21 protein-coding genes are annotated in these 22,204 nt (G+C 39.6%); 6 read left to right on the plus strand and 15 right to left on the minus strand.

Annotation, left to right across the window (positions count from 1 at the left end; all coding sequences use genetic code 11):
* Positions 1-37 precede the first annotated feature (37 nt).
* Positions 38-1,537, minus strand: coding sequence for a competence protein CoiA family protein (locus tag AC0VZ5_RS13505; protein ID WP_076921919.1), 1,500 nt, complete (start codon positions 1,535-1,537; stop codon positions 38-40).
* A 191-nt stretch (positions 1,538-1,728) separates the two neighbouring features.
* Here AC0VZ5_RS13505 and AC0VZ5_RS13510 point away from each other — a divergent pair, with 191 nt between their 5' ends.
* Complete coding sequence (locus tag AC0VZ5_RS13510; protein WP_475473243.1) at positions 1,729-2,010, plus strand: hypothetical protein; 282 nt, start codon at positions 1,729-1,731, stop codon at positions 2,008-2,010.
* 138 nt (positions 2,011-2,148) lie between these two features.
* On the opposite strand, the gene AC0VZ5_RS13515 is transcribed toward AC0VZ5_RS13510, so the two are convergent.
* The gene (locus AC0VZ5_RS13515; protein ID WP_413400807.1) at positions 2,149-3,333 is read right to left on the minus strand and encodes a BaiN/RdsA family NAD(P)/FAD-dependent oxidoreductase; all 1,185 of its coding nucleotides are present in this window, start codon (positions 3,331-3,333) and stop codon (positions 2,149-2,151) included.
* Between the two features lie 307 nt (positions 3,334-3,640).
* Here AC0VZ5_RS13515 and AC0VZ5_RS13520 point away from each other — a divergent pair, with 307 nt between their 5' ends.
* Positions 3,641-5,764 (plus strand): S8 family peptidase, encoded by a 2,124-nt coding sequence (locus tag AC0VZ5_RS13520; protein ID WP_475473246.1) that lies wholly within the window; start codon positions 3,641-3,643, stop codon positions 5,762-5,764.
* A 68-nt stretch (positions 5,765-5,832) separates the two neighbouring features.
* Here the strand turns inward: AC0VZ5_RS13520 and AC0VZ5_RS13525 are convergent, their stop codons facing one another.
* Together AC0VZ5_RS13525 and AC0VZ5_RS13530 are read right to left on the minus strand one after the other, a co-directional pair.
* A complete protein-coding gene (locus tag AC0VZ5_RS13525; RefSeq protein WP_475473248.1) occupies positions 5,833-6,306 on the minus strand; it encodes a redoxin family protein in 474 nt (157 codons plus the stop codon).
* A gap of 64 nt (positions 6,307-6,370) precedes the next feature.
* Positions 6,371-8,311 (minus strand): methyl-accepting chemotaxis protein, encoded by a 1,941-nt coding sequence (locus AC0VZ5_RS13530; protein WP_475473250.1) that lies wholly within the window; start codon positions 8,309-8,311, stop codon positions 6,371-6,373.
* 211 nt (positions 8,312-8,522) lie between these two features.
* Here AC0VZ5_RS13530 and AC0VZ5_RS13535 point away from each other — a divergent pair, with 211 nt between their 5' ends.
* Together AC0VZ5_RS13535 and AC0VZ5_RS13540 are read left to right on the plus strand one after the other, a co-directional pair.
* Positions 8,523-9,023 carry a transposase gene (locus AC0VZ5_RS13535; RefSeq protein ID WP_409423191.1) on the plus strand — a complete coding sequence of 167 codons (501 nt, stop codon included), beginning with the start codon at positions 8,523-8,525 and terminating at the stop codon, positions 9,021-9,023.
* Positions 9,020-9,865 carry an IS3 family transposase gene (locus AC0VZ5_RS13540; RefSeq protein WP_409425534.1) on the plus strand — a complete coding sequence of 282 codons (846 nt, stop codon included), beginning with the start codon at positions 9,020-9,022 and terminating at the stop codon, positions 9,863-9,865. Before AC0VZ5_RS13535 ends, AC0VZ5_RS13540 begins: the two co-directional genes overlap by 4 nt.
* 62 nt (positions 9,866-9,927) lie before the next feature.
* Here the strand turns inward: AC0VZ5_RS13540 and AC0VZ5_RS13545 are convergent, their stop codons facing one another.
* From AC0VZ5_RS13545 to rplU, 5 genes are all read right to left on the minus strand, one after another.
* The gene (locus AC0VZ5_RS13545) at positions 9,928-10,302 is read right to left on the minus strand and encodes a DUF3718 domain-containing protein (protein WP_010391650.1); all 375 of its coding nucleotides are present in this window, start codon (positions 10,300-10,302) and stop codon (positions 9,928-9,930) included.
* A gap of 82 nt (positions 10,303-10,384) precedes the next feature.
* Positions 10,385-10,876 carry a type 3 dihydrofolate reductase gene (gene folA / locus AC0VZ5_RS13550; RefSeq protein ID WP_475473253.1) on the minus strand — a complete coding sequence of 164 codons (492 nt, stop codon included), beginning with the start codon at positions 10,874-10,876 and terminating at the stop codon, positions 10,385-10,387.
* Between the two features lie 74 nt (positions 10,877-10,950).
* The gene (cgtA, locus tag AC0VZ5_RS13555) at positions 10,951-12,102 is read right to left on the minus strand and encodes an Obg family GTPase CgtA (RefSeq protein WP_138609008.1); all 1,152 of its coding nucleotides are present in this window, start codon (positions 12,100-12,102) and stop codon (positions 10,951-10,953) included.
* Between the two features lie 153 nt (positions 12,103-12,255).
* Positions 12,256-12,513, minus strand: coding sequence for a 50S ribosomal protein L27 (gene rpmA / locus AC0VZ5_RS13560; RefSeq protein ID WP_008114963.1), 258 nt, complete (start codon positions 12,511-12,513; stop codon positions 12,256-12,258).
* A 16-nt stretch (positions 12,514-12,529) separates the two neighbouring features.
* The gene (gene rplU, locus AC0VZ5_RS13565; protein WP_138609006.1) at positions 12,530-12,841 is read right to left on the minus strand and encodes a 50S ribosomal protein L21; all 312 of its coding nucleotides are present in this window, start codon (positions 12,839-12,841) and stop codon (positions 12,530-12,532) included.
* Between the two features lie 423 nt (positions 12,842-13,264).
* Here rplU and ispB point away from each other — a divergent pair, with 423 nt between their 5' ends.
* Positions 13,265-14,236 (plus strand): octaprenyl diphosphate synthase, encoded by a 972-nt coding sequence (gene ispB, locus AC0VZ5_RS13570; RefSeq protein ID WP_138609004.1) that lies wholly within the window; start codon positions 13,265-13,267, stop codon positions 14,234-14,236.
* 76 nt (positions 14,237-14,312) lie between these two features.
* Here ispB and mdh read toward each other — a convergent pair whose 3' ends face one another.
* On the minus strand, positions 14,313-15,245 hold the full coding sequence (gene mdh / locus AC0VZ5_RS13575) for a malate dehydrogenase (RefSeq protein ID WP_008466462.1): 933 nt from the start codon (positions 15,243-15,245) through the stop codon (positions 14,313-14,315).
* Positions 15,246-15,470: 225 nt separating this feature from the next.
* Between mdh and argR the strand changes: the two genes are divergently transcribed.
* Positions 15,471-15,938 carry a transcriptional regulator ArgR gene (argR, locus tag AC0VZ5_RS13580; protein ID WP_008466460.1) on the plus strand — a complete coding sequence of 156 codons (468 nt, stop codon included), beginning with the start codon at positions 15,471-15,473 and terminating at the stop codon, positions 15,936-15,938.
* 55 nt (positions 15,939-15,993) lie between these two features.
* Here argR and AC0VZ5_RS13585 read toward each other — a convergent pair whose 3' ends face one another.
* The 5 genes from AC0VZ5_RS13585 to AC0VZ5_RS13605 all read right to left on the minus strand — a co-directional run bounded on the left by AC0VZ5_RS13585 (position 15,994) and on the right by AC0VZ5_RS13605 (position 22,154).
* On the minus strand, positions 15,994-16,893 hold the full coding sequence (locus tag AC0VZ5_RS13585) for a Dyp-type peroxidase (RefSeq protein ID WP_475473257.1): 900 nt from the start codon (positions 16,891-16,893) through the stop codon (positions 15,994-15,996).
* 39 nt (positions 16,894-16,932) lie between these two features.
* Positions 16,933-17,988, minus strand: a complete 1,056-nt coding sequence (locus AC0VZ5_RS13590) for an ABC transporter ATP-binding protein (RefSeq protein WP_475473259.1) — start codon at positions 17,986-17,988, stop codon at positions 16,933-16,935.
* A complete protein-coding gene (locus tag AC0VZ5_RS13595) occupies positions 17,989-19,620 on the minus strand; it encodes an ABC transporter permease (RefSeq protein ID WP_475473261.1) in 1,632 nt (543 codons plus the stop codon).
* Positions 19,620-20,624, minus strand: coding sequence for a Fe(3+) ABC transporter substrate-binding protein (locus AC0VZ5_RS13600; RefSeq protein WP_475473263.1), 1,005 nt, complete (start codon positions 20,622-20,624; stop codon positions 19,620-19,622). The genes AC0VZ5_RS13595 and AC0VZ5_RS13600 overlap by 1 nt, the downstream gene beginning before the upstream one ends.
* Positions 20,625-21,467: 843 nt before the next feature.
* A complete protein-coding gene (locus tag AC0VZ5_RS13605) occupies positions 21,468-22,154 on the minus strand; it encodes a tRNA-uridine aminocarboxypropyltransferase (protein ID WP_475473265.1) in 687 nt (228 codons plus the stop codon).
* Positions 22,155-22,204: the final 50 nt, after the last annotated feature.

Genomic DNA, 22,204 nt, shown 5'->3' on the forward strand with positions numbered 1-22,204 from the left:
TTAACTGTCTTACATAACTAGGTACCGAATTTCATAGTTACTTTATATAGGTCCAAGGTGAAAAGTTTTTCAACAGGCTGTTTTCAACTTCATATTTAGTCCACCCAACTCTTCTTAGATACCCTAACTCGAATAGTTTTTTTAGCCAAAAACCAACCATTTTTCTACGAGATTCATAAGCTTCATAATCTACTGAGAAACCCAATAGAGACTCCAGCCAAGGATCACTCGCGATATCGTTTGCATCAATTATGTAACCTTTATTGCCATGAATTTTATAAGCCCACACAACGGTCCGCCATACATCCCAAGACGAATTCCAGCAATAGACGTACTTTGAAAGTTGCTCAGGTTGCCTTAAGCCTAGTTTTTTACACAGAATTTGCATTTTTACAGTTTCGTTCGCATTTTTAAAATCTTGAACAAAAGCAGAGCGTTTTTGTGTTCGATTAACTATTTCTTGTTCTTTTTTAATTAATTCAGCATTAGCTATTTTCTCAAGCTTTTCTCGCCAAGCATCTATGTTTTTCCATCTAAGATTAAACTGCAAGTCATCAATGTTCATCTGTTCGTCGTAGCTAATAAGTAAAGTCGGACTTGAATGAGTCATTACTTGACGAAGATTATTTACTACAAAAAGTACGACATCTATATTTACTTTTTTCTCAACAACAGCCGTCCCTTTATAACCATATTTAAGCGGTAACCAATCGTCATTAAAATGCGTAACCTTAGGTTCTCTGGATACGATAAATCGCTCAGAATTAGAAAGCTCCTTATTTACGGTAAGAGAGGGCCACTTGAAGTTGGGGATATTAAGATTAGTGCTTAGTGATTTTGCTATAGTGTACAAATTAGCAAGATAGCGCCGATTGATTTCAATAATTTCATTATCGACTTGTAGTTTTAATTTTTTTTCTAGTTGACTTTTCTTTCTACAATGAAGCCATCTTCGATTAGCTGTTTTTAATACAAACACTTTTAATTCGTTACGATCTACGTTCCAAGGCAATACGCTTAAATCAATTTCAATGGCGTCGATATCAACAGCGCTATACTTACGCTCCCCGACTTCATCTTTTGCGTTAGTAACAAAAATCTCTACAGCTAAACTTTCGCCTTTAGTTGATTGACTTACAACATCAGCAATTAGATCATTATTCAGTTTAACTTCTTGTTGAGCTTTTACCATCTGAAAGTTCGACACTTGTACAAGCGCTTTCTCAACTACTTCTCCAGCCATGTCTGTAGAAGAATAAGTAGCATGAATTTCAGGTAAAATAAGATGTAGGTTTTCAGACGCTGAATCTTCTAAGACTTGTTTTGCCGCAAGATGCAACGCAGATTCACCACTACACCCTGTGTGAGCTTTATGTGAAAAATAATGTGCTTTTTTGGATCCTTGATTTGCAATAAGTGGACTAGAGCAATTTACTGATGGGCATATACAGTCACAGGCTTTTCCTTTATTAACCTCGGAAATATGACGCATAACACCATCAGCGCCAAGTCCCCAAGCTATTTTAATTTCAGACACATTGAGTCCTTTCAAAGTTATAATTCACTGAACTTTTACTAGCATAAGAAATGAGCTTATTTAAACTGGTAAGTAAAACCCTCTCTGCGGTTAAAATATGAAATTTCTCAGTGTAAGGCAAACTTTAATATTTAAAAATACTTAGCTATATGTATATATCTGGACTTCCCATAGTTTGTAATTAGCAAATCGTGACAGTTAAAGATGACGATCATAATATCGGTAAAGTTTTGTGGGGCATCTGTGTTGAAGATAAATCTTTTAGGTTCAGCAAAGGTGATTATATATGCATCTCAAAATTAGTTGAAATAAATCCGAAGGCAAACCTAATAAAAACAGCAAGCGGCAGTACCTACAAAGTTATTGGCGAAGGAAGAAAGGCGAGCATAGATTATTGTGACTTTGAGCTACTTCGAAACGGTTTTAACCCTGAGCAAATTAATGCGTTGAAAACCGCAACACTCCAGCATTAACATAAAACTGTACGTTGCGGCAGCTATTCTATTGATAATAAAACTTCTTTACTTACTGCAAGCTAAAGTTGTATCTGTTTAATAAAAGCTAGTGCTTATTTAATTCTGAAAGTGCCTGTTTACATTCTGAGCTACTATTTACGCGTATTGCCCAGCGGCAAATCCACAGCTCCACGCGTATTGGAAATTATAGCCTCCAAGCCAACCCGTTACATCGGTCACTTCACCAATAAAGTATAAACCTTTGGCTTTTTTAGCCTCAAATGTTTTTGAGCTTAGCTCGTCGGTATCTACACCACCTAAAGTCACTTCTGCGGTTCTGTAACCTTCGGTACCATTTGGCTTAATTTGCCAAGCATGAATATAATCCGCGAGTGCATCTATTTGGCCATGCGTTAGCTGGTTAATATTGCAATCAGGAATAGCTTTACTGTCATAGAGTATTTCAACAAAACGCTTAGGTAAGATAGTAGCAAGGCTATTTTTTAACGATTTTTGCGCTTGCGTTTCTCGCCAATCGGCTAGCTGTTGCTTTAAATCGAGTTCAGGTAATAAATTGATCGTCACCGCCTGACCTGCTCGCCAAAATGAGCTTATTTGTAATATGGCAGGCCCGGATAAGCCGCGGTGAGTAAATAAAATATTCTCTTTAAATACAGTGCCATCTTCGCTTGCAACTTCACACGGGATACTAATGCCAGAAAGCCCTTCAAAACGCTCTTTATCGTGCTGATGTAAGGTAAAGGGAACTAGAGCGGCCATCGTCGGCAATACCTTTAAACCAAATTGCTCTGCAATTTTATAACCTATTGGCGTCGCGCCAAGTTTAGGCATAGTTAAACCGCCAGATGCGACAACTAACGACTCACAGGTCAGTGTTTCTTGCTCAGTTGTGACACTGTAACCTGTTGCTGTTTTAGCTACATTTAACACTTCGCTGCGTAGTTTAATTGTAACACCCGCCCACTCACACTCTGTTAGTAAAATATCAACAATGTCTTGTGCGCTATTGTCACAGAATAATTGTCCCAATGTTTTATGGTGATACGCCAAACCATGTCGGTCTACAAGCTCTACAAAGTCATGCTGGGTATAACGACTTAAGCACGACTTTACAAAATGGGGATTAGTGCATAAATAGTTATTAGGGCTCGCATTTTCGTTAGTAAAGTTACAACGCCCGCCGCCACTAATTAAAATTTTACGTCCTGGCTTTTTACCCATATCAAGCACTGTAACACTTCGGCCGCGATATCCTGCTTGTGCTGCACACATTAAACCTGCAGCTCCGGCACCGATCACTATCACATCAAGGTGAGTCATTTGGTCATCTCTTAAAAACTTTGGTGAATTATAACAAAGTTTCGGTAACAACAAGATAGCTGTTATATTGTTTTTAATTTATCAATAAAGATTAAATAATGATAAAAAACACCAAATAAATCTAATACATTAGGATCGTCAACACAATAAAAACAAATACAAAACGACTGAAAGCTTACTAAATTCACGGTTATAACTAAATGAGATAGGCACATACGTATTTAATATTTCAAAATTATTAACAGATCATTTACCTTTGTACCCGCTTTGTGGCTTTCCACAAATAATAATAAAACTAAGGGTAATTATGACTTCTAATGATTCATTTAAAAAATGCGCTGTTGCGCTAACAATAAGTACACTATTTGCAGCCAGCTCAAGCATGGCAAATCCAGCACAAGCAATCGCACCATCAATGGCTGAAACCTCAGTTAAAATGCAAAATCAAAGTGGGTTTGAAACTCAGTTCATTATCAAATATAAAAATAATAGCGATATAATGAGTACATCAACAGCTGAAGCATCGTCTGCAATGATGAATAAACAAGCGCAAAGCTTTGTAAAAAACTTCACCTCAAAAAAAGGTAAAGTTAAAGCTAAATATATCCGTGCAATGGCATTAAATGATCATCACGTAATGCGTGCTGACAAAAAACTCAATGCCGAAGAAGCGCAACAGTTTATGCAAGAAATAATTAATTCAGGTAGTGTTGAATATATCGAAATCGATCAAATGCTAAAGCCATTTGCCACACCAAACGATCCTCGCTATGGCGACCAATGGCATTACTATGAGCAAGCGGGTGGTCTAAATCTACCTACGGCTTGGAATACTGCCACAGGCAGTGGTGCAGTTGTGGCTGTTCTAGATACTGGTTACCGCCCACATGTTGATTTAAACGCCAATATTTTACCTGGCTACGATATGATCTCTAATCTATCAGTCGCTAATGATGGCAATGGCCGTGATAACGATGCTCGCGATCCTGGTGATGCTGTCGCTGCTGGTGAATGTGGTGATAATGGAGCACAAGGCTCTAGCTGGCATGGTACTCACGTAGCAGGCACAGTCGCTGCTGTGACTAATAATGGTGAAGGCGTTGCTGGTGTTGCTTACGACGCCAAAGTAGTGCCAGTACGTGTATTAGGTAAATGTGGCGGCTTGACCTCAGATATTGCTGACGGCATTATTTGGGCTTCAGGCGGAAACGTATCAGGTACATCTACAAACCCAAACCCTGCAGATGTTATAAACATGAGTTTAGGTGGTGCAGGTACATGTAGCTCAACGACTCAAAATGCGATTAATACTGCACGTAACAACGGCTCTGTTGTTGTAATAGCTGCAGGTAACGATAACGATAATTCTGCAAACTACAACCCGGGTAACTGTAATGGAGTTGTTAATGTTGCATCAGTTGGTCGTAACGGTGGCCGCGCATATTACTCAAATTATGGTAGCAATATTGATGTAGCAGCACCGGGTGGCGCACAAAATTTTGCTAATGATTCTGAAGGTGTTTTATCTACTTACAACTCAGGCTCAACAACACCATCAAGCGACAGCTATGGTTTTTCGCAAGGTACATCAATGGCCGCACCTCATGTTGCAGGTGTAGCAGCGTTAATCAAACAAGCAAAACCAAACGCGACACCTGATGAAATAGAAAATATTTTAAAAACAACAACTCGTGCATTCCCAGCAACTTGTACTAACTGTGGCACAGGCATTGTTGATGCTGCCGCTGCTGTTGCAGCAGCCTCTGGTGGTACACCACCGCCAACATCAGGTGATAATGAGCTTATTGATGGGCAAGCGAAAACAGGCTTAAGCGGTGCGACAAGTACACAAAACTTTTACACTATGACAGTCCCAAGCGGTGCTACTAATGTAACTTTCACAATGAGTGGTGGTACAGGTGATGCTGACTTGTATGTACGTGCTGGTAGTAAACCGACAACGAGCACTTATGATTGCCGTCCTTACAATGAAGGTAACAGTGAAGAGTGTTCTATCGATAACCCAACTTCAGGTACTTATCATATAATGCTAAACGGCTACTCAGCCTACACTGGCGTTAGTTTAGTCGGTAACATCACAGGCGGTTCAGACTCAGGCACACCACAAGCGGGTGGCGGTACAGTATCTGATGTTTCTGCAACAGCAGGTCAGTGGAAGCATTACACGCTAGAAGTTCCTGCTGGCATGGCTAACTTTACTGTAACAACATCAGGTGGCACTGGTGATGCTGACTTATTTGTAAAATTTGGTAGTCAGCCAACCAGCTCAAGCTATGATTGCCGCCCATTTAAAACTGGTAACGCCGAAACATGTACATTTAGCAACCCTCAAGCAGGCACATGGCATTTAAGTGTTAATGCGTATCAAACCTTCTCAGGTTTAACGCTAAGTGGTCAATACCAGCCATAGTCCATCTACTCTTTTAATAAAAAGCCGATATATATGTATCGGCTTTTTTACTGATAAACGCAGATTAGTTATAGTTTAGCTAAAACGACTTCAGCGCTACTTATTACAAATTCTTTTTCTTGCTCGACAAATAATTGGTTAACAACACCATTATCTACAACCATAGCGTAACGTTTCGAGCGCAAACCACCAAAGCCTGAGGTATCTTTTTCAAGACCTAAAGCACGAGTAAAACTAGCATCACCGTCTGCCAGCATATCTATATGCTCTGCATTTTGTGACTCACCCCATGCTTTCATCACAAATGCATCATTTACCGATACACAGTAGATAGCGTTAATACCCTTAGCCTTAATTTTATCGGCTAGCGCGATATAACCAGGCAAATGAGCATTCGAACAAGTGGGTGTAAAAGCACCAGGCACCGCAAATAATACAACTTTTTTATCTGTAAATAATTCATTATTAGTGAGTGTTTGCATACCTTTATCACTAAGCTGAGATAAATTTACTGCAGGTATTGTCTGACCTTGCTCTATCATATTAATTCCTTAGGGTAATTAAATAGTCTTTTAGCATACAGGTTAATATTTAATTCGTCTTCGATTAATCGCTGTTGTTATCTAAACCTAAACCTTCTTTAATAGATGTCATTTGCAACTCTAATTGCGAGCCTATATCAGCAACTAATTCACTCGACTCACTTACTTGGCTTTTCATATCATGCATTGATAGAGTAAAGTCACTGAGGAAATTACTTTGTTGTTTAGCCAATTCCATTGCATCAATCGCAACTTTATTAGCCTGCTGCGCATTATCTGCAACTCCTTCAGAGTTTGCTTTAAGCTCTTGAGCATTTGCAGTTTGTAACTGTGCATCCTCAGTTAATGCATTGATTTGTTTATAGACTTCTTGAGAGTTTTCGCTTAGTAGCGCCAATTGATCATTAATCTCTTTTAACGAACCTTGAGTCTGCATAGCTAATTGCCTTACCTCATCAGCAACCACGGCAAAACCTCGACCTTGCTCACCTGCTCTTGCTGATTCAATCGCAGCATTCAGCGCGAGTAAGTTTGTTTGCTCAGCGATGGTACGTATGACCGTAATAATATTGCTTACTCCCTGTACCCCGCTCAGTAATTCCTGAACACTATGCATACCTTGCTCAATACGCTGCTGTGTATCAGAACTGGCATTAAGCATACTTTTGGCAAAACCAACACTTTGTTGCATTGCTTCATAAGTACTTTGAGCATTTTCAGCAGCTTGAGCATTGATATGATTAACCTGCTCTCCAAGTTGCTGAATATTAAGAAGCAGTTCTTCATTGTGATTTACCTGCTGATAACTCGCATTACTTTTTTGACCTATCGTGTATAAATGCCCACTCATCTGCTGCATGAAATCACTGACTACATTAAGCATATCTGCTCTTTCTTGCGCTTCCAAACGCTGGCGTTCAATTAACTGGTTAAAATACTGCGCTATTTCACCCACCTCTGTTTTAGGGTTATTCACTGTAATATTTTTTAACTCATTACTTTCGATTAAGAATGCAAACCCATCTCGCAGTTGTCGTAAAGGTTGTAAAACCTGTTTACGTTGCACCCAATAAACACCAAAAGCTAATATTACTAGTCCACCTATTGCTATTCCAAACACCCAGAACACTTGTTGCTTTACGGTATCTTGCTGCGCTTTTAATGTTTGCTCTGCCTCAATCACTGTATTTGATAGTAAGCTAATTTGTTCGCGTAACTCATTTGTTCCTGAACGACGTAGTTTTGATTGCGATAAAGTACTGCTTAAATCACGCAGATAACGTTTAGGCCAACTCACCAACTCTGCTTTTATTTCAGCAGCCAAATCTTCAGGTTCTTCATCTACAAATAAAGCAAATTCATCAACCTCAGTCATTACTCCTAAGTTAGGTAGCTGCTCAATTTTTACAGCTAGTAAGTTTAGGGTTTTTATACTTTGTTGCAGGTTTTTCTCTATCTCAGGTTGGTAATTATTTAGCAGCTGATAAGTCGATAGTGATAAATTAACCACTTCACTGTAATAATCACTCGCTAATTTATTGTAGCTAAGAGCGTTACTGGCTTGCGTTGATGCTTTTTGCGCATAATTAATAAGTGAAGAGGCTGAGCCCGCCATTTGCCTAAGCGCGTTATCTAACAGCGCAGTTTCATTGCCAGAGAGTTTTCCAAGTGATCTGTATTTACCATTAATATCTGTATTTAATAAAGTTAATTGTTCAGCTAAACGAGCTTCTAACTCATGAGGAAGCACCGTTAAGTGTTGGGCTTTAAGTTGCTCAATCAAGGTAGATGATTGTTTTAAGTATTGGCTATTACCTTGCGCTAAGTAACTCTCTAATTGATTGGCAAGCTCAACCATTATGCTATTTTTTAAATGGCTGTATGCGCTATCTTGTTGCTGAAGCTTTAGTAATGTATGGCTTGCCCATAACAAGGTCGCGGCTAGAAGGATACTTGCAAATGTTAGTAAAATGGCTAGTAAACGGGTAAAAAATGATACACGCATAAATATATCTCAAAACTGAAATACACATAGAGTATTGAATTTTTATGACATATTTATGTAACAAGAGTAATAAGGATAAATACGTGAGGGAATTAGACTTAAAGGTAGTTAGACAGGATGTAAAATGACAATTTATCTAAGTAAATAAAAAACCGCGTTTAAATGAAGTGACCCCCAATAGTTGGACATTCCAATTACTGGGGGTCTTTTTATGTCCAAACATCACCGAGCTTTCAAGCTCAAAATAGCTGAACTCGCTTTGTCTGAAAGCTCTTCGGCGGTAAGTAACAGATTTAATGTTACAGACAGGCAGGTCCGATATTGGACCGCTATTTATCGAATTCATGGCGCTGAAAGCTTCAGGTCTGTTCACAAACCTTATTCTCTAGCATTTAAGGCTGAAGTGTTAAAAACGATGACAGCAAACAGTTGGTCACTCGGTTATACCAGTGCTTTCTTCGATTTATCGTCCCCAGGCATTCTTTTTCAATGGCAAAAGCTTTATGCTCGTGATGGTATATCACGTCTTAAACCACAGAGAAAAGGTAAGCCATTCATGACAAATAATTCTTCTTCATCAAAACTAGTAGAGCAAATGACTGAGGAGGAGTTACGAGAAGAACTAGCATACTTACGAGCTGAGAATGATGTGCTAAAAAAGTTAGAAGCCTTGGCTCAAGCCAGAAAGAAAAAAGCAAAGACAAAACGATAGTCGTCGAAGAGTTCAAGGCAAAGCATAGCTTACGACACCTTTTAAAGGCTACAGGGCTGCCAAAGAGTGTTTACTATTATCATCGCACTACTTGTAAGCAACCCTGTGCAAGCAATGATTTACTGGTAAAAATACGTGATATTTATCACGCGCATAAAGGGCGATATGGCTATCGCAGAATTACGAGTGCCCTGAGAGCAATGGGAGTACTTGTTAATCATAAGCGCGTTCAACGGTTGATGAATGAGTTAGGACTCAAGTCAAAAGTAAGGCCTAAGCGCTATAAATCCTATAAAGGTGAAGTGGGTAAAATCGCAGAAAATACGCTTAACCGCGAGTTTACTGCGCAGAAGCCAAATCAAAAATGGGTGACGGATGTGACGGAGTTTAAAGTGGATAATGAGAAGGTATATCTATCACCTATGATTGACCTATTCAACCAAGAGGTAATCAGTTACGAAGTCAGAAAATCCGTTGCACTCCCTTTGGTAACTGACATGCTTAAAACAGCAACTGCTAGGTTGAAGCCAAATGAAAAGCCAGTTGTACACTCAGATCAAGGGTGGCAATATCAAAACAAACAATATCAAAATCACCTTAAGGAAAAAGGATTGCAACAAAGTATGTCTAGAAAAGGAAATTGTTTAGATAATGCGGTTGCTGAGAACTTCTTCGGCATATTGAAGAGTGAGATGTACCACAACGAAACGTTTAAAGACGTGAATGATCTTATTGAAAACATTAAAGAATATATCCACTATTACAACAATGAGCGTATTAAACTGAAACTAAAAGGCCTGAGTCCGATACAGTATCGAAATCAGGCCTTGGCAGCCGCTTAGAAATGAGTCCAACTTTATGGGGTCACTTCAAAACGCGGTTTTTTTATTAATTAAGCTTTTATTTAAAGGCCTGCACGGTCTTTAATAATAGGGATTAAAGGTGAGCCTGCATGATTTGCCTCAGCCCAAGCAATATCTGCACCATCTTCAAGTGAGCTCTTAGATAAGTTTTTAACAATGTACTCGCCTGTATCAACTGCATTACTTGCAACAGCATGACGCAATAAGTTATTACCATTACAAAAAACTGCATCATAGATATTACGAACTTTCACACGTGAACTTTTTAATTTGCTACGTAGACGGTTTTTATCATCACCAGCAATGTATTCACAAACTGAAACAGCTAACTGGTCATTAGCGCTTGCAGGCGCAGTATAAGCAAACGAACCCGCTGCAATAGCAGCAATTACAACTAGTTTCGGTAATTTAATCATTGATTGGACACCCTATATTAATACTTTTTTCGTACTCGACTGTTTAATATTGTACCAACACGCTCAGATTTTGGCAATAATGTTAAGAGACTTTATTCAAAGTTACGAATTTATAACTATATTTATTTTTCTCATCAGGCGCCATCAACATTTCATCTTCAATTTGCCAATTTGCAACACTTTGGTAATCAGGAAACTGTGTATCCCCTTCTACATCTAAGTCTATAAAGGTTAGATACAAGCGATGTGCTTGCCCTAAGAACTGCTGATAGATGTTTCCACCACCAATAATCATCACTTCGGCAATATCATTAACAAGCTCAAGTGCAGCTTCAGGAGTGGTTACAGTTTCAATTCCCGGTGCTTGATATTCAGTATTGCGAGTAATAATAATATTACGACGTCCAGGTAGCGGCCTACCTATCGATTCAAATGTTTTACGCCCCATAATAACGGGCTTACCAGAAGTTACTTTTTTAAAGTGCTGAAGGTCGCCAGGTAAGTGCCATGGCATTTTATTATCTAAGCCAATGACACGATTGTTTGCCATTGCTGCAATCATTGAAATTATCACACTAAATACCCAATACTTTATTATTAATCAAAGAAAAAGGAGCGTTAGCTCCTTTTAAATATATACAATTATAGTTAACGCTCGTAGACAACTTCTACGTCGTAATCATCTTCATCCCAATCATCCCAGTCATCATCATCGCCTTTAGTGGCTTTTTGATGGTAGGTATCCCACTTAAATTCAACTTCTTCATCTGCAACTTCAACAAATTTTTCTTTAGGCATGTTATCAAGTAGCGTCATGATGTCGTGAATTAATGGCTGAGTATTTAATTTATTAATTGCAGCAATACTATAAGTATTTTCAGACTCACCTAACTCTTCTGCAATTTGCTCACATAGAGCTTTGGCTTCATCTTCAGGCAATAAATCAATTTTATTAAATACCAACCAGCGCGGCTTTTCAGCAAGCTTAGGACTGTACTGATGTAGCTCATTGATAATTGCAAAAGCATTATCAACAGGGTTTGAACCATCAACTGGCATAACATCAATAATGTGTAATAACACACGACAGCGCTCTAAATGCTTTAAGAAACGAATACCTAAGCCTGCGCCGTCCGATGCACCTTCAATTAAGCCAGGAATATCGGCGATGACAAATGACTTATTTGCTTCAGGACGAACAACACCTAAATTGGGGATAAGCGTAGTGAATGGATAATCTGCTACCTTTGGTTTTGCAGCTGATACACTGCGAATAAAGGTTGATTTACCGGCATTAGGTAAACCCAGTAAACCTACATCAGCGAGTAGCATTAGCTCTAATTTAAGGTTACGCACTTCCCCAGGTGTTCCGAGTGTTTTTTGACGTGGGGCACGGTTAGTACTTGATTTAAAACGCGCATTCCCCAAGCCATGGAAACCGCCTTTTGCAACCACAATTCGTTGACCATCTTGGGTTAAATCCCCTAATGATTCTTGCGTATCAACATCAATGATACGTGTACCTACCGGCACTTTTACAATCAGATCTTCACCTTTTTTACCGGTACAATTACGGCTTTGACCGTTAGTACCACGTTCTGCTCTATGAAAACGCTCAAATTGATAGTCAATAAGGGTATTTAAGTTTTCATCAGCTTGTAGATAAACACTACCACCGTCTCCACCGTCACCGCCATCAGGTCCACCATCTGGAACATATTTCTCACGACGAAAAGACACGATGCCGCTGCCACCGTCACCAGCTTCTGCGCGAATTTCTACTTCATCTACAAACTTCATGATTACTCACTTTAGGGATTGGCTTGTTAATAACTCTATTATATACCTAAGTGGCCTATAGAGCACACTGAGCATAAAAACACTTGGGTATATATTTAGAGCTGCCTAAAACAAAAAACCCCGCAAAGGCGGGGTTTTTAACTACCTTACTGATTACTCAGCTACGATAGTTACGTATTTACGGTTTAAAGGACCTTTCTGTTCAAACTGAACTTTACCATCTGCTTTTGCGAAGATAGTGTGGTCTTTACCTATACCTACGTTTGCGCCTGGGTGGAAACGAGTTCCACGCTGACGAACAATGATGCTACCCGCTAGAACTGATTCGCCACCAAAACGCTTAACACCTAGGCGTTTGCTTTCTGAATCGCGACCGTTACGAGTACTACCAGCTGCTTTTTTATGTGCCATTTCTAAGTACCTCTAATTAAGCGCTAATGCTAGTGATTTTAACTTCAGTGAACCATTGACGATGGCCCATTTGCTTACGAGAATGCTTACGGCGTCTAAATTTAACAACCTTAATTTTCTCACCGCGACCGTGTGAAACAACCTCAGCTGTTACTTTACCACCGTTTACGAACGGTACACCAATCTCGATCTTCTCACCATCAGCAACTAAAAGTACTGAATCAAATTCCACTGCCGCACCAGTTTCAACGTCTAATTTTTCAAGACGAATCGTTTGACCTTCAGTCACACGATGCTGTTTACCACCACTTTGGAAAACCGCGTACATAATTAACTCCGTCTGTGCACCCTCAAATCGGCGCAACTAAAATATTCTTCGATAGGGCGCGAAGTTTACGCTAACGCGAAATAACTAGCAAGCCTATTTTTATAATTAAATGAATAAAAAGTAGCTACATTGAGGGCAATTCAATATTTCCCCTATTTTATATGAAAATCCCCCTTTGCCAAGCGCTTTTTAACGGTTACAGAAAATAAATTTGTAATAACAAAGCAAGCCCATGTAGTTCAATTAACCGCCAGGGGTGATTCAAAATTAAACCACGCCGTTTAATCATTTATTCAGCTAGTTAATAGGTCATTTAACCTACTTAAGGGTGTTTTTTTAAGGAATCATCACAAAATATCGAGCTGATGCGTTTTTTGTTGTACAATCTGCGCCGTTCACACATTAAAATTGGCTCGGAGATCAATGGATATAAAAGCTATCCAGGCGTTAATCGAAAGCGATATGAATGACGTCAATCAACTAATACATGCGCAAATGCGCTCAGATGTGGCGTTAGTTAATCAACTTGGTTTGTATATTGTTAACAGCGGTGGCAAACGTGTTCGCCCCATGTTAGCTATTTTGGCGGCTAAAGCGCTAGGTTACCAAGGCAAAGATCACATTACGCTAGCAACAATTATTGAATTTATTCATACCGCAACGCTTTTACATGACGATGTGGTAGATGAATCTAACTTGCGCCGTGGCACACCCACAGCAAATGCCGAGTTTGGTAATGCCGCAAGTGTCCTCGTGGGAGACTTTATTTATACTCGCTCGTTTCAGCTAATGGTAGGCCTTGGTAAAATGCAGATAATGCAAGTGTTGGCCGATGCAACCAATATTATTGCTGAAGGCGAAGTGCTGCAATTAATGAACTGTAATGATCCAGATACTACTGAAGCCAGTTATATGCAGGTTATTTACTCTAAAACCGCTAAGTTATTTGAAGCTGCAACCGGGCTAGCTGCCATTATAACTGAGCAAGATGACAGTGTATTAAACGCACTCAATTTGTACGGTATGCATTTAGGCACTGCTTTTCAGTTGGTGGATGATGTTTTAGATTACAACGCCGATGCCGACCAACTGGGTAAAAACATTGGTGATGACTTAGCTGAAGGCAAACCTACATTACCACTAATTTATGCCATGCAACACGGTAGCGAGCATCAAACACAGTTAATAAGAGATGCAATAGAGCACTGTAATGGTATGGCGCATCTAGATGAAATACTCGCTGCACTTAAACATACCAATGCCCTTGAGTTCACTATGCAAAAAGCAGAGCAAGAAGCAGAGAAAGCGATTGCTTGTTTAGATTGCTTAGCTGAGTCGAATTACAAGCAAGCATTAATTAGCTTAGCTAGAATAGCGGTTGATCGCGACCACTAAGTTATACTGTGTAGATAATTCCGAGCAATAAAAAAGCCTGCAAATGCAGGCTTTTTTTATGGGTTAATTTTGGCTATTACGCCATAAAATCAACACCTTCTTTAATGTCTTTTTTCAGAGTTTCAAGCATGTCATTTTTTGCTTGCTCTTCAAATGCGCTTAGTGTGCCGTAAGAAAGAATTTCTTCTACGCCATTTTTACCTAAACGTACTGGATGTGCGAAGTACTCTGCATCACCATTTTCAACAGCAACGTATGCATAATCTACAACGTCTTCACCTTGTAAGCCTTTAACTAAAGACATACAAAAACGTGCAGCAGCAGCACCCATTGATAATGTTGCAGAACCACCGCCCGCTTTAGCATTAACTACTTCAGTACCCGCATTTTGGATACGTGGAGTCAGTGCAGCCACTTCTTCATCAGTGAAAGTAACACCTTCAACTTGAGAAAGTAACGGTAGAATAGTTGTACCTGAGTGACCACCAATTACTGGAACTTTAACGCTTGCTACGTCAACGCCTTTAAGCTCAGCAATGAACGCTTCTGAACGGATCACATCGAGTGTTGTAATACCAAATACACGCTTAGCATCGTAAGTTCCTGCTTTTTTAAATACTTCAGCAACAATTGGTACAGTACCGTTAACTGGGTTAGTAATAATACCCACAAGCGCTTTAGGACAGTTAGCAACAATGCCTTCTGCTAATGTTTTGATGATACCAGCGTTAACATTAAATAAATCAGCACGATCCATACCAGGCTTACGTGGCATACCCGCTGGAATAAGAACGATATCACAGCCTGTTAGTGCCTTATCTAAATCGTCTGCACCAAAACCTGCAACTTTAACATCTGTTGGGATGTGAGAAAGGTCAACAGCAACACCAGGAACTACTGGCGCAACATCATATAGTGATAATTCAGAGCCAGCTGGTAAGCCTGTTTTTAATAATAAAGACAACGCTTGACCGATACCGCCTGCAGCACCTAATACAGCAACTTTCATTGGAATTCTCCGTGATTTGAGGTAGGAAATATTTGTGGTTCATAAGATAAAGAAATTAACGACTAAAAACAAATTTATCCTGCTTATTTTAGCTATATTTTCGACCATAGTTGTAAACTTTGCTGTTTAAACGCAGCAAAATGGCAACTTAAGCAAACATCTGCTGCATAATTATGCATTTTTGTGTAGAATTTGCAGTATCTATTACATAACTAATTAGACACTATGCAACCACAAGATAAACAAGAAGCATTGGTTAAAGCCTTTAAAGCACTTTTAAAAGAAGAAAACTTTGGCTCACAAGGCGAAATAGTTGATGCGTTAAAAGAACAAGGCTTTGATAATATTAGCCAAAGTAAAGTGTCGCGAATGTTAAGTAAGTTTGGCGCGGTACGCACCCGTAATGCAAAACAAGAAATGGTATATTGTTTACCCGCTGAAATGGGGGTACCAACCGCTAAGAGCCCGTTGCGCCAGCTCGTTATTGATATTATGCATAACGAAATGATGATTATTATTCGCACCAGTCCTGGAGCTGCTCAACTCATTGCGCGTTTACTTGACTCATTAGGTAAAGCTGATGGCGTCTTAGGCACTATTGCCGGCGATGATACTATTTTTATAGCACCAGCTAAAATCTCAGAAATAGACCTCACACTAGAGCGTGTTCGTATTTTATTTGATACGGTTTAATCACTAACGCTGTAATAAAGATGGCTATGAATAATACATAGCCGTTTTGTAATTGTTATAACTGCTTTAAAAATCGTACTGAGGGGGCAAAAAATGCAGAGCCCATATCCGCCTGAGTAAAATCAAGCCAGTGATCATAATTCTCTCCCTGCCCTAATCGGCTAGTTAGCACTTTTTCGAATGCATCCCCTTTAGCAGAGCACGTAATCACTAACATGCCTTGCTCATACACATCGCCATAAGGCATGCTTTGGTTAAGTAACAGTGCCTGACCTTGGTCATCTTTTAATTCACTTCGGGTTGCATGGCTGCTCTCAAGTGCGGGGCTGAGCAAGGTATTATCAAGGCGTGTACGACCCATTTTTTGCTCTTGTTCATGTAATGACAAATGCTGCCACAAGCTCAAGTCATGTTTGAAGCGCTGCACATGAATGTAACTACCTTGGTCTTCAAAACTATCAGGTTTGTTTATTAATGCCGTTACACGCTTTTGACGGCCATGTGGGGTATCGCCCGCATAAATAAAGCCATTAAAATCACGGCCATCTAAAAAGCGAAAATTACGAATTTGCTCCACCAGCTCAACATCAGGGGTGAATAGTTTGAGTATTTGTAGTGCAAACAAATGATTCACGTCTTCTCTGTCTGAGCGGATTTGCACAAACAAATCACATGGCCTTGCACTCATAACAAAGTCGCTATGGGTAATATTAGGAAAGCTTTGCAGCTCACTTGGCATGAAGTCAGGTAAAATATGTGGCCAATATTGCGCACCAATTGCCACCATGCAAGAAAGCATAGATTCAGAAAACTGATCACTAAACTCATCTTCAATATCGCTCACTTTTTTAAGCTTAGCGCGAAGTGATTCGTCGTGACCGTCAAGTACATTAAAAAATAAGTGCAAACCGTGTAAGTTTGCTTCAGCACAAATCCCTGATTGCGCTTGCACCATTGTTATTCCTTACTTTTTAGAGCAAAACACAGTGATTAATTACGATTCAAAAAAATTCACAGTGTGCGGTTTTATTTTTATTATAACCTGTTCATTAATTTCAAATGACTGGCCATACTGAGCTGCAACTTCTATTTCTTGTTCAGCAATAACCACAGTGTATACATAGGCAGAGCCGATGAAACGACTACTTAGTATTGTAACGCACTCACACTGCAGCAGCTCGTTATTGTTATTAGTGGCAAGCTCAAGCTGGTGTGGACGCACATAAATAACCCCCTTTTCAGCCACTGCGTGTTGCTGTGGCAGTATTGACTTAACCATACCAAACTGCGTTTCATATTCAGTGGCTGTTAATGCAGTTGCGCTTAAGTATATGCCCTGACCCAGAAATTCTGCAACCTCCTTTGAACTTGGTTTAGCAAAAAGCTGTTCTGGGGTGCCTTGCTGCGCAATTTTACCTTGGTGCATAACCGCAAGTGTATCTGAAAATGCAAACGCCTCTTCTTTTGAGTGAGTAACAAATACTGCCGACACTTGTTGAGCTTTAATAATACGTCTTATATCAGCGATTAACTCAAATCGGACTTGGGTATCAATATTAGAAAACGGCTCATCTAACAATAGTAAGCTGGGTTTATAAGCTAATGCACGCGCAATCGCTACCCGTTGCTGTTGACCACCAGAGAGTTGATGTGGGTATCTATCGGCACAACCAACCAAGTGCACAAGTTTTAACATTTCATCCACGCGAGCCTGTTTATCCGTTTTGCTCATACCGCTTAGACCAAAGCCAATATTATTCGCCACCGTTAAATGTGGGAATAATGCGTAGTCTTGAAACATCATGCCAATATTACGATGCTCTGGTGACACAAACGTATTGGCGTCACTGACTAACTTACCATCAATAAATACCTGTCCTTGTTTGGCTTCAATTAACCCTGCAATGGCTTTAAGCGTGGTGGTTTTGCCGCAGCCACTGGCACCGAGTAAACACACTATTTCGTCTTTACCTAAGGTTAAGTCTAAATCATCTACAACCTTAGTCCCGTTATATGCATAGCTCACACCTTGTAAAATCAAACTACTCATTTAACTACGTTGCTCCATTGAACGGTTAATAAAATATAACGGAATAAAACCTACCACCACTATAAATAAAGCTGATATGGAGGCCAGCTCTAATTGTTCATCGCTAACATATTGAAACACGTGCGTAGCTAAACTTTCGAAATCAAAAGGCCTTAACAGTAAGGCTGCGGGCAGCTCTTTCATACACTCAATAAATACCAATAAACCAGCGGTTAATAAGCCTCGGCGTAATAAAGGCAAATGCACTAAGCGTAATGTGTGGCCTTGGCTTTTCCCCATTGACTGACTTGCCATATCAAGCGAGGGGCTAATACGTGAAAAGCTTGATTCTATGGCACCATGAGCAACTGCGTAAAAACGCACAATATAAGCAAAAGTAATCGTTAGTAAACTACCAGTAAGTAATAAACCAATATCTAAGTTATAAGGAGTCAGAATACGGTTAATAGTATTTTCTAATAGGGTGAGTGGCAACAATACAGCAATAGCTAATACTGTCCCAGGTAGTGCATACCCGGTACTTGCTAAGCGCCCAGGTATAAGTGGGTTTACTTGTTTTGCAATGCGCTGATAAAACACCACTAAAACACTCAATACAATAGTCACTACACTCACTACTGCAGCCACTTTCAAACTTTGCCATGCATAGCTAAAAAATTCACTACTCCACGCTTGATCAAAATACGTGATTGCATACTTGAGCAAAACAACCATGGGAATAATAAATGAAATTATTAAAATAAGGCTACAAAAGCCTGTTGCTAACCATGCAGACTTACCTTTAAGAATATAAAGCGCCTCACTGTTCACACTTGACTGACGCTCAAATACAGCTTGGTTACGACGGCTAAAACGTTCGGTGATCAATGCTAAGAATAGCAGTAACAACATCACCCCTGAAATTTTTGCTGCTGCAGTTAATGAGTAATAACCAAACCAAGTATCGTATACTGCGGTGGTTAATGTACTGACTGCAAAGTAGCTAACGGTAGCAAAATCAGCCATGGTTTCCATGCTGATCAAAGCAAGTGCCGCAACAATAGCGCCACGAGAAAGCACTAGGCTTACTTTAAAAAAGCTTTTCCATGCACTTAATCCCATTAATTGGCTTGCTTGGACTAATTTAAAGGATTGTTCACGTAGTGCGGTTTTAAAAATTAAATATAAATACGGGTAAAGTACCAGCGCAATCATGATGATAGCCCCTGGCAAAGTGCGTATATCAAAAAACCAGTAATCACTGGGTGATTGCCAACCAAACCACTCTCTTAGTGTTATTTGTAACGGCCCCGCGTAGTCGAGTAAATCGGTGTACACATAAGCAATAATATAGGTAGGCATGGCAAGCGGCAGCATCAATGCCCATTCAAACTGTTGTTTGCCAGGAAAACGGCAATAAGCGGTGAGCCAACCCAGTGGTAACGCAATAAGACAGCTAAGTAACCCTACACCTAAAACCAGCAATACGGTATTACTTATATAGTCCCACAGCACGGTATTCCACAGGTGGGTAAATACCTCTGAGTCGCCTTGTAAAGATTCTACTAGCAGAAAAAACAACGGGGTCGACAGTAATAACCCTGTCGACCACGCAATAAGCTGCCACTTCGACAGCTGAAATTTATAAGTCATTAAAGATCGAACTTCACCTCATCAATTAGCTTAAGGGCTAACGGACGATATTTGCTAATTTCATCAAGCGGTAAGCTGTCTTCCTTAAAGCTTCCCCATGATGCAACCAAACTTGAAAGCTTAACACCTGGCTTGACCGGATACTCCATATTGAGCGAGGCATACATATTTTGCGCCTTATTGTCGGTCATATACTCTATAAGTTTCAAGGCATTTTCAGGGTTTTTAGCATACTTAGTAATTACCGCACCCGATACGTTAATATGCGAACCACGGTTAGTTTGGTTTGGAAAATTAATATTAACCGCATCTGCCCACGGTTTTTGCGCTTCATCTTGCAACATTTTACCTAAGTAGTAACTGTTACCTAAAGCTAAATTACATAAACCTTCTTTAACGGCTTTCACTTGCGCACGGTCATTTCCCTGCGGCTTACGCGCTAAATTCGCTTTTACACCCTCAAGCCATCTTTTAGTCTGTACTTCACCATGATGAGCAATCATAGAAGCCACTAACCCTAAATTATAAGGGTGTTTACCAGAGCGAGTACAAATTTGACCTTTATATTCAGGTTCGGCTAAATCTTCATAACTCAGCTCAGGTAATGGACCTAAACGCTCTTTTGAAGAGTAAACATTTCGCACTCGCTTAGTGAGCGCCACCCACTGACCATCGCCATCACGAAATGCAGCCGGCACATTATTATTAACCTGCTCACTATCAATTGTTTGCGTTAGCTTTAGCTCTTCTAACTGAATTAACGCACTAAAGTTAGAGGTTAATACTAAATCTGCTTTGCTGTGCTTGCCTTCACGCTTAACACGTTCTATTAAGCCTTTTTTAGCAAACACAACATTAGTTTTAATGCCTGTTTGCTGTGTAAAATCATCTAAAATAGGTTTAATTAAAAAAGGTTGTCTAAATGAGTAAATATTCACAACATCGGTTGCAACAGCAGGTGCTGAGACAATTAGTCCAACGACAAGCGCTAGTGTTTTTTTCATATTTTCTTACCTGACTAATAATTATTATCATTAATTTTACCGCGATGAACTAAAAAGTGCACACTTTATATAATTACTTAGTGATAAATACGCCCAAAAAAGAAAACCCTTGTAAGATATCTCTTACGCTTATGGCAGTAAATGAGTAAAAACACCCTGCATAACACCCCATAAATACAGCAAGTCATTGTATTTTAAGTGATTTATAAATATTTCATTTGTAAGAACATAAACCATAAGCGGTTTTATCCTACATTTACTGCAAATCACTCTCTATAATTAACCCATAAATAAGCAACGACGCTTACCGAGTAAATGGAAACGGATTAACTACTCGAATACCAAGGTTTGGTTTTTAGGATAACAGGGATTTAAGGACAGGCTCAGGATGAGTATCGCAATGGATTGTTGCACAAGGGATAGCATCAGGATGATGCATAATGGATAACAACATCGGAATAGTTGTTTATAAAGGATAGGGAACAAGAAGGACAGGCCCTTAGGGCAACACAACGGAGTGGTAACAAAGGGAATGCACTCGGATGTGCAATAAGGATTGGTAATAGATTTTACCTTACAGGATGTTTTAGGGATTTATGGAGACAGGCCCGGATAGCCTATATTACATAGAACTAGAAAGTAATATTGTAATAACACGGATCGTAAAAATTGGAGTTGATTAGGTTCAATTGCAGGATGCAACAAAGTTAGAAGATTCCGCAAGCGCGACTAGAGATGGTTCGCGCTTTTCTTTTGCCTGAAAGTCAGCGGTCATCCAAATTATATATGTTTAGGCTATACTCAAGCGTAAAATTCAGCTTTTTTGTATTAGTATCCTGCACTTTATTCCGGCCTGCCTTTATTACGTTTACCAAGCAAATAAGCGTCGCGAAACTTAATAAAATGCTGTTCTAATTTAGTGCTCGCATCAACTTCACCAGCCAATGCTAATACCATAATAGCCACTTCTGCCGTACCTAACTGATGAGCATGAGGCGCTACACGTAATCGGTAATCAGAGAGTTTTTCTGAGGTAATAGACAGCACAGGTAAGTTATCTAAATAGGGGCTCTTACGAATCATTTTTTTAGCTTCACGCCATGTACCATCTAAAAATATAAACAATGGCTGTTTACCTTCAAGCGTTTCAACCTGGGTTACCACCCTGTCAGTTTCAACATCTTCAGCCGGAAAAATCACAAAAGGCTGATATTTATCATTATTCAATAATGCTAATAAAGCAGGATCTGGAGAGGTTCTATCCCAACGAAACGCATGATTATCAGGCACTATTTCAGCAATTAAACGCCCTGTGTTAGACGGTTTGAAACTTTCATTGTGATACATCAATAAACATACAGCAGCATCGCAGCTTGCGTACTCAGCGCCCTCACAAATACAGTAGTGCTTGGCAATTAAGCATTGCTCACAGCGATCCATTTTTCCACCACGGGCATTAAACTCACGTCGAGATTCACTTATTTGCTGGGCACGTAATGCTAAAACTGAATTTTTTAAACTCTGGGTCACTGTGGGTATTTACCTATAAATTGATGGCTGCGCATTGTAGCTAAAATAAA

Source organism: Pseudoalteromonas sp. QJM3NY_12 (assembly GCF_056173165.1).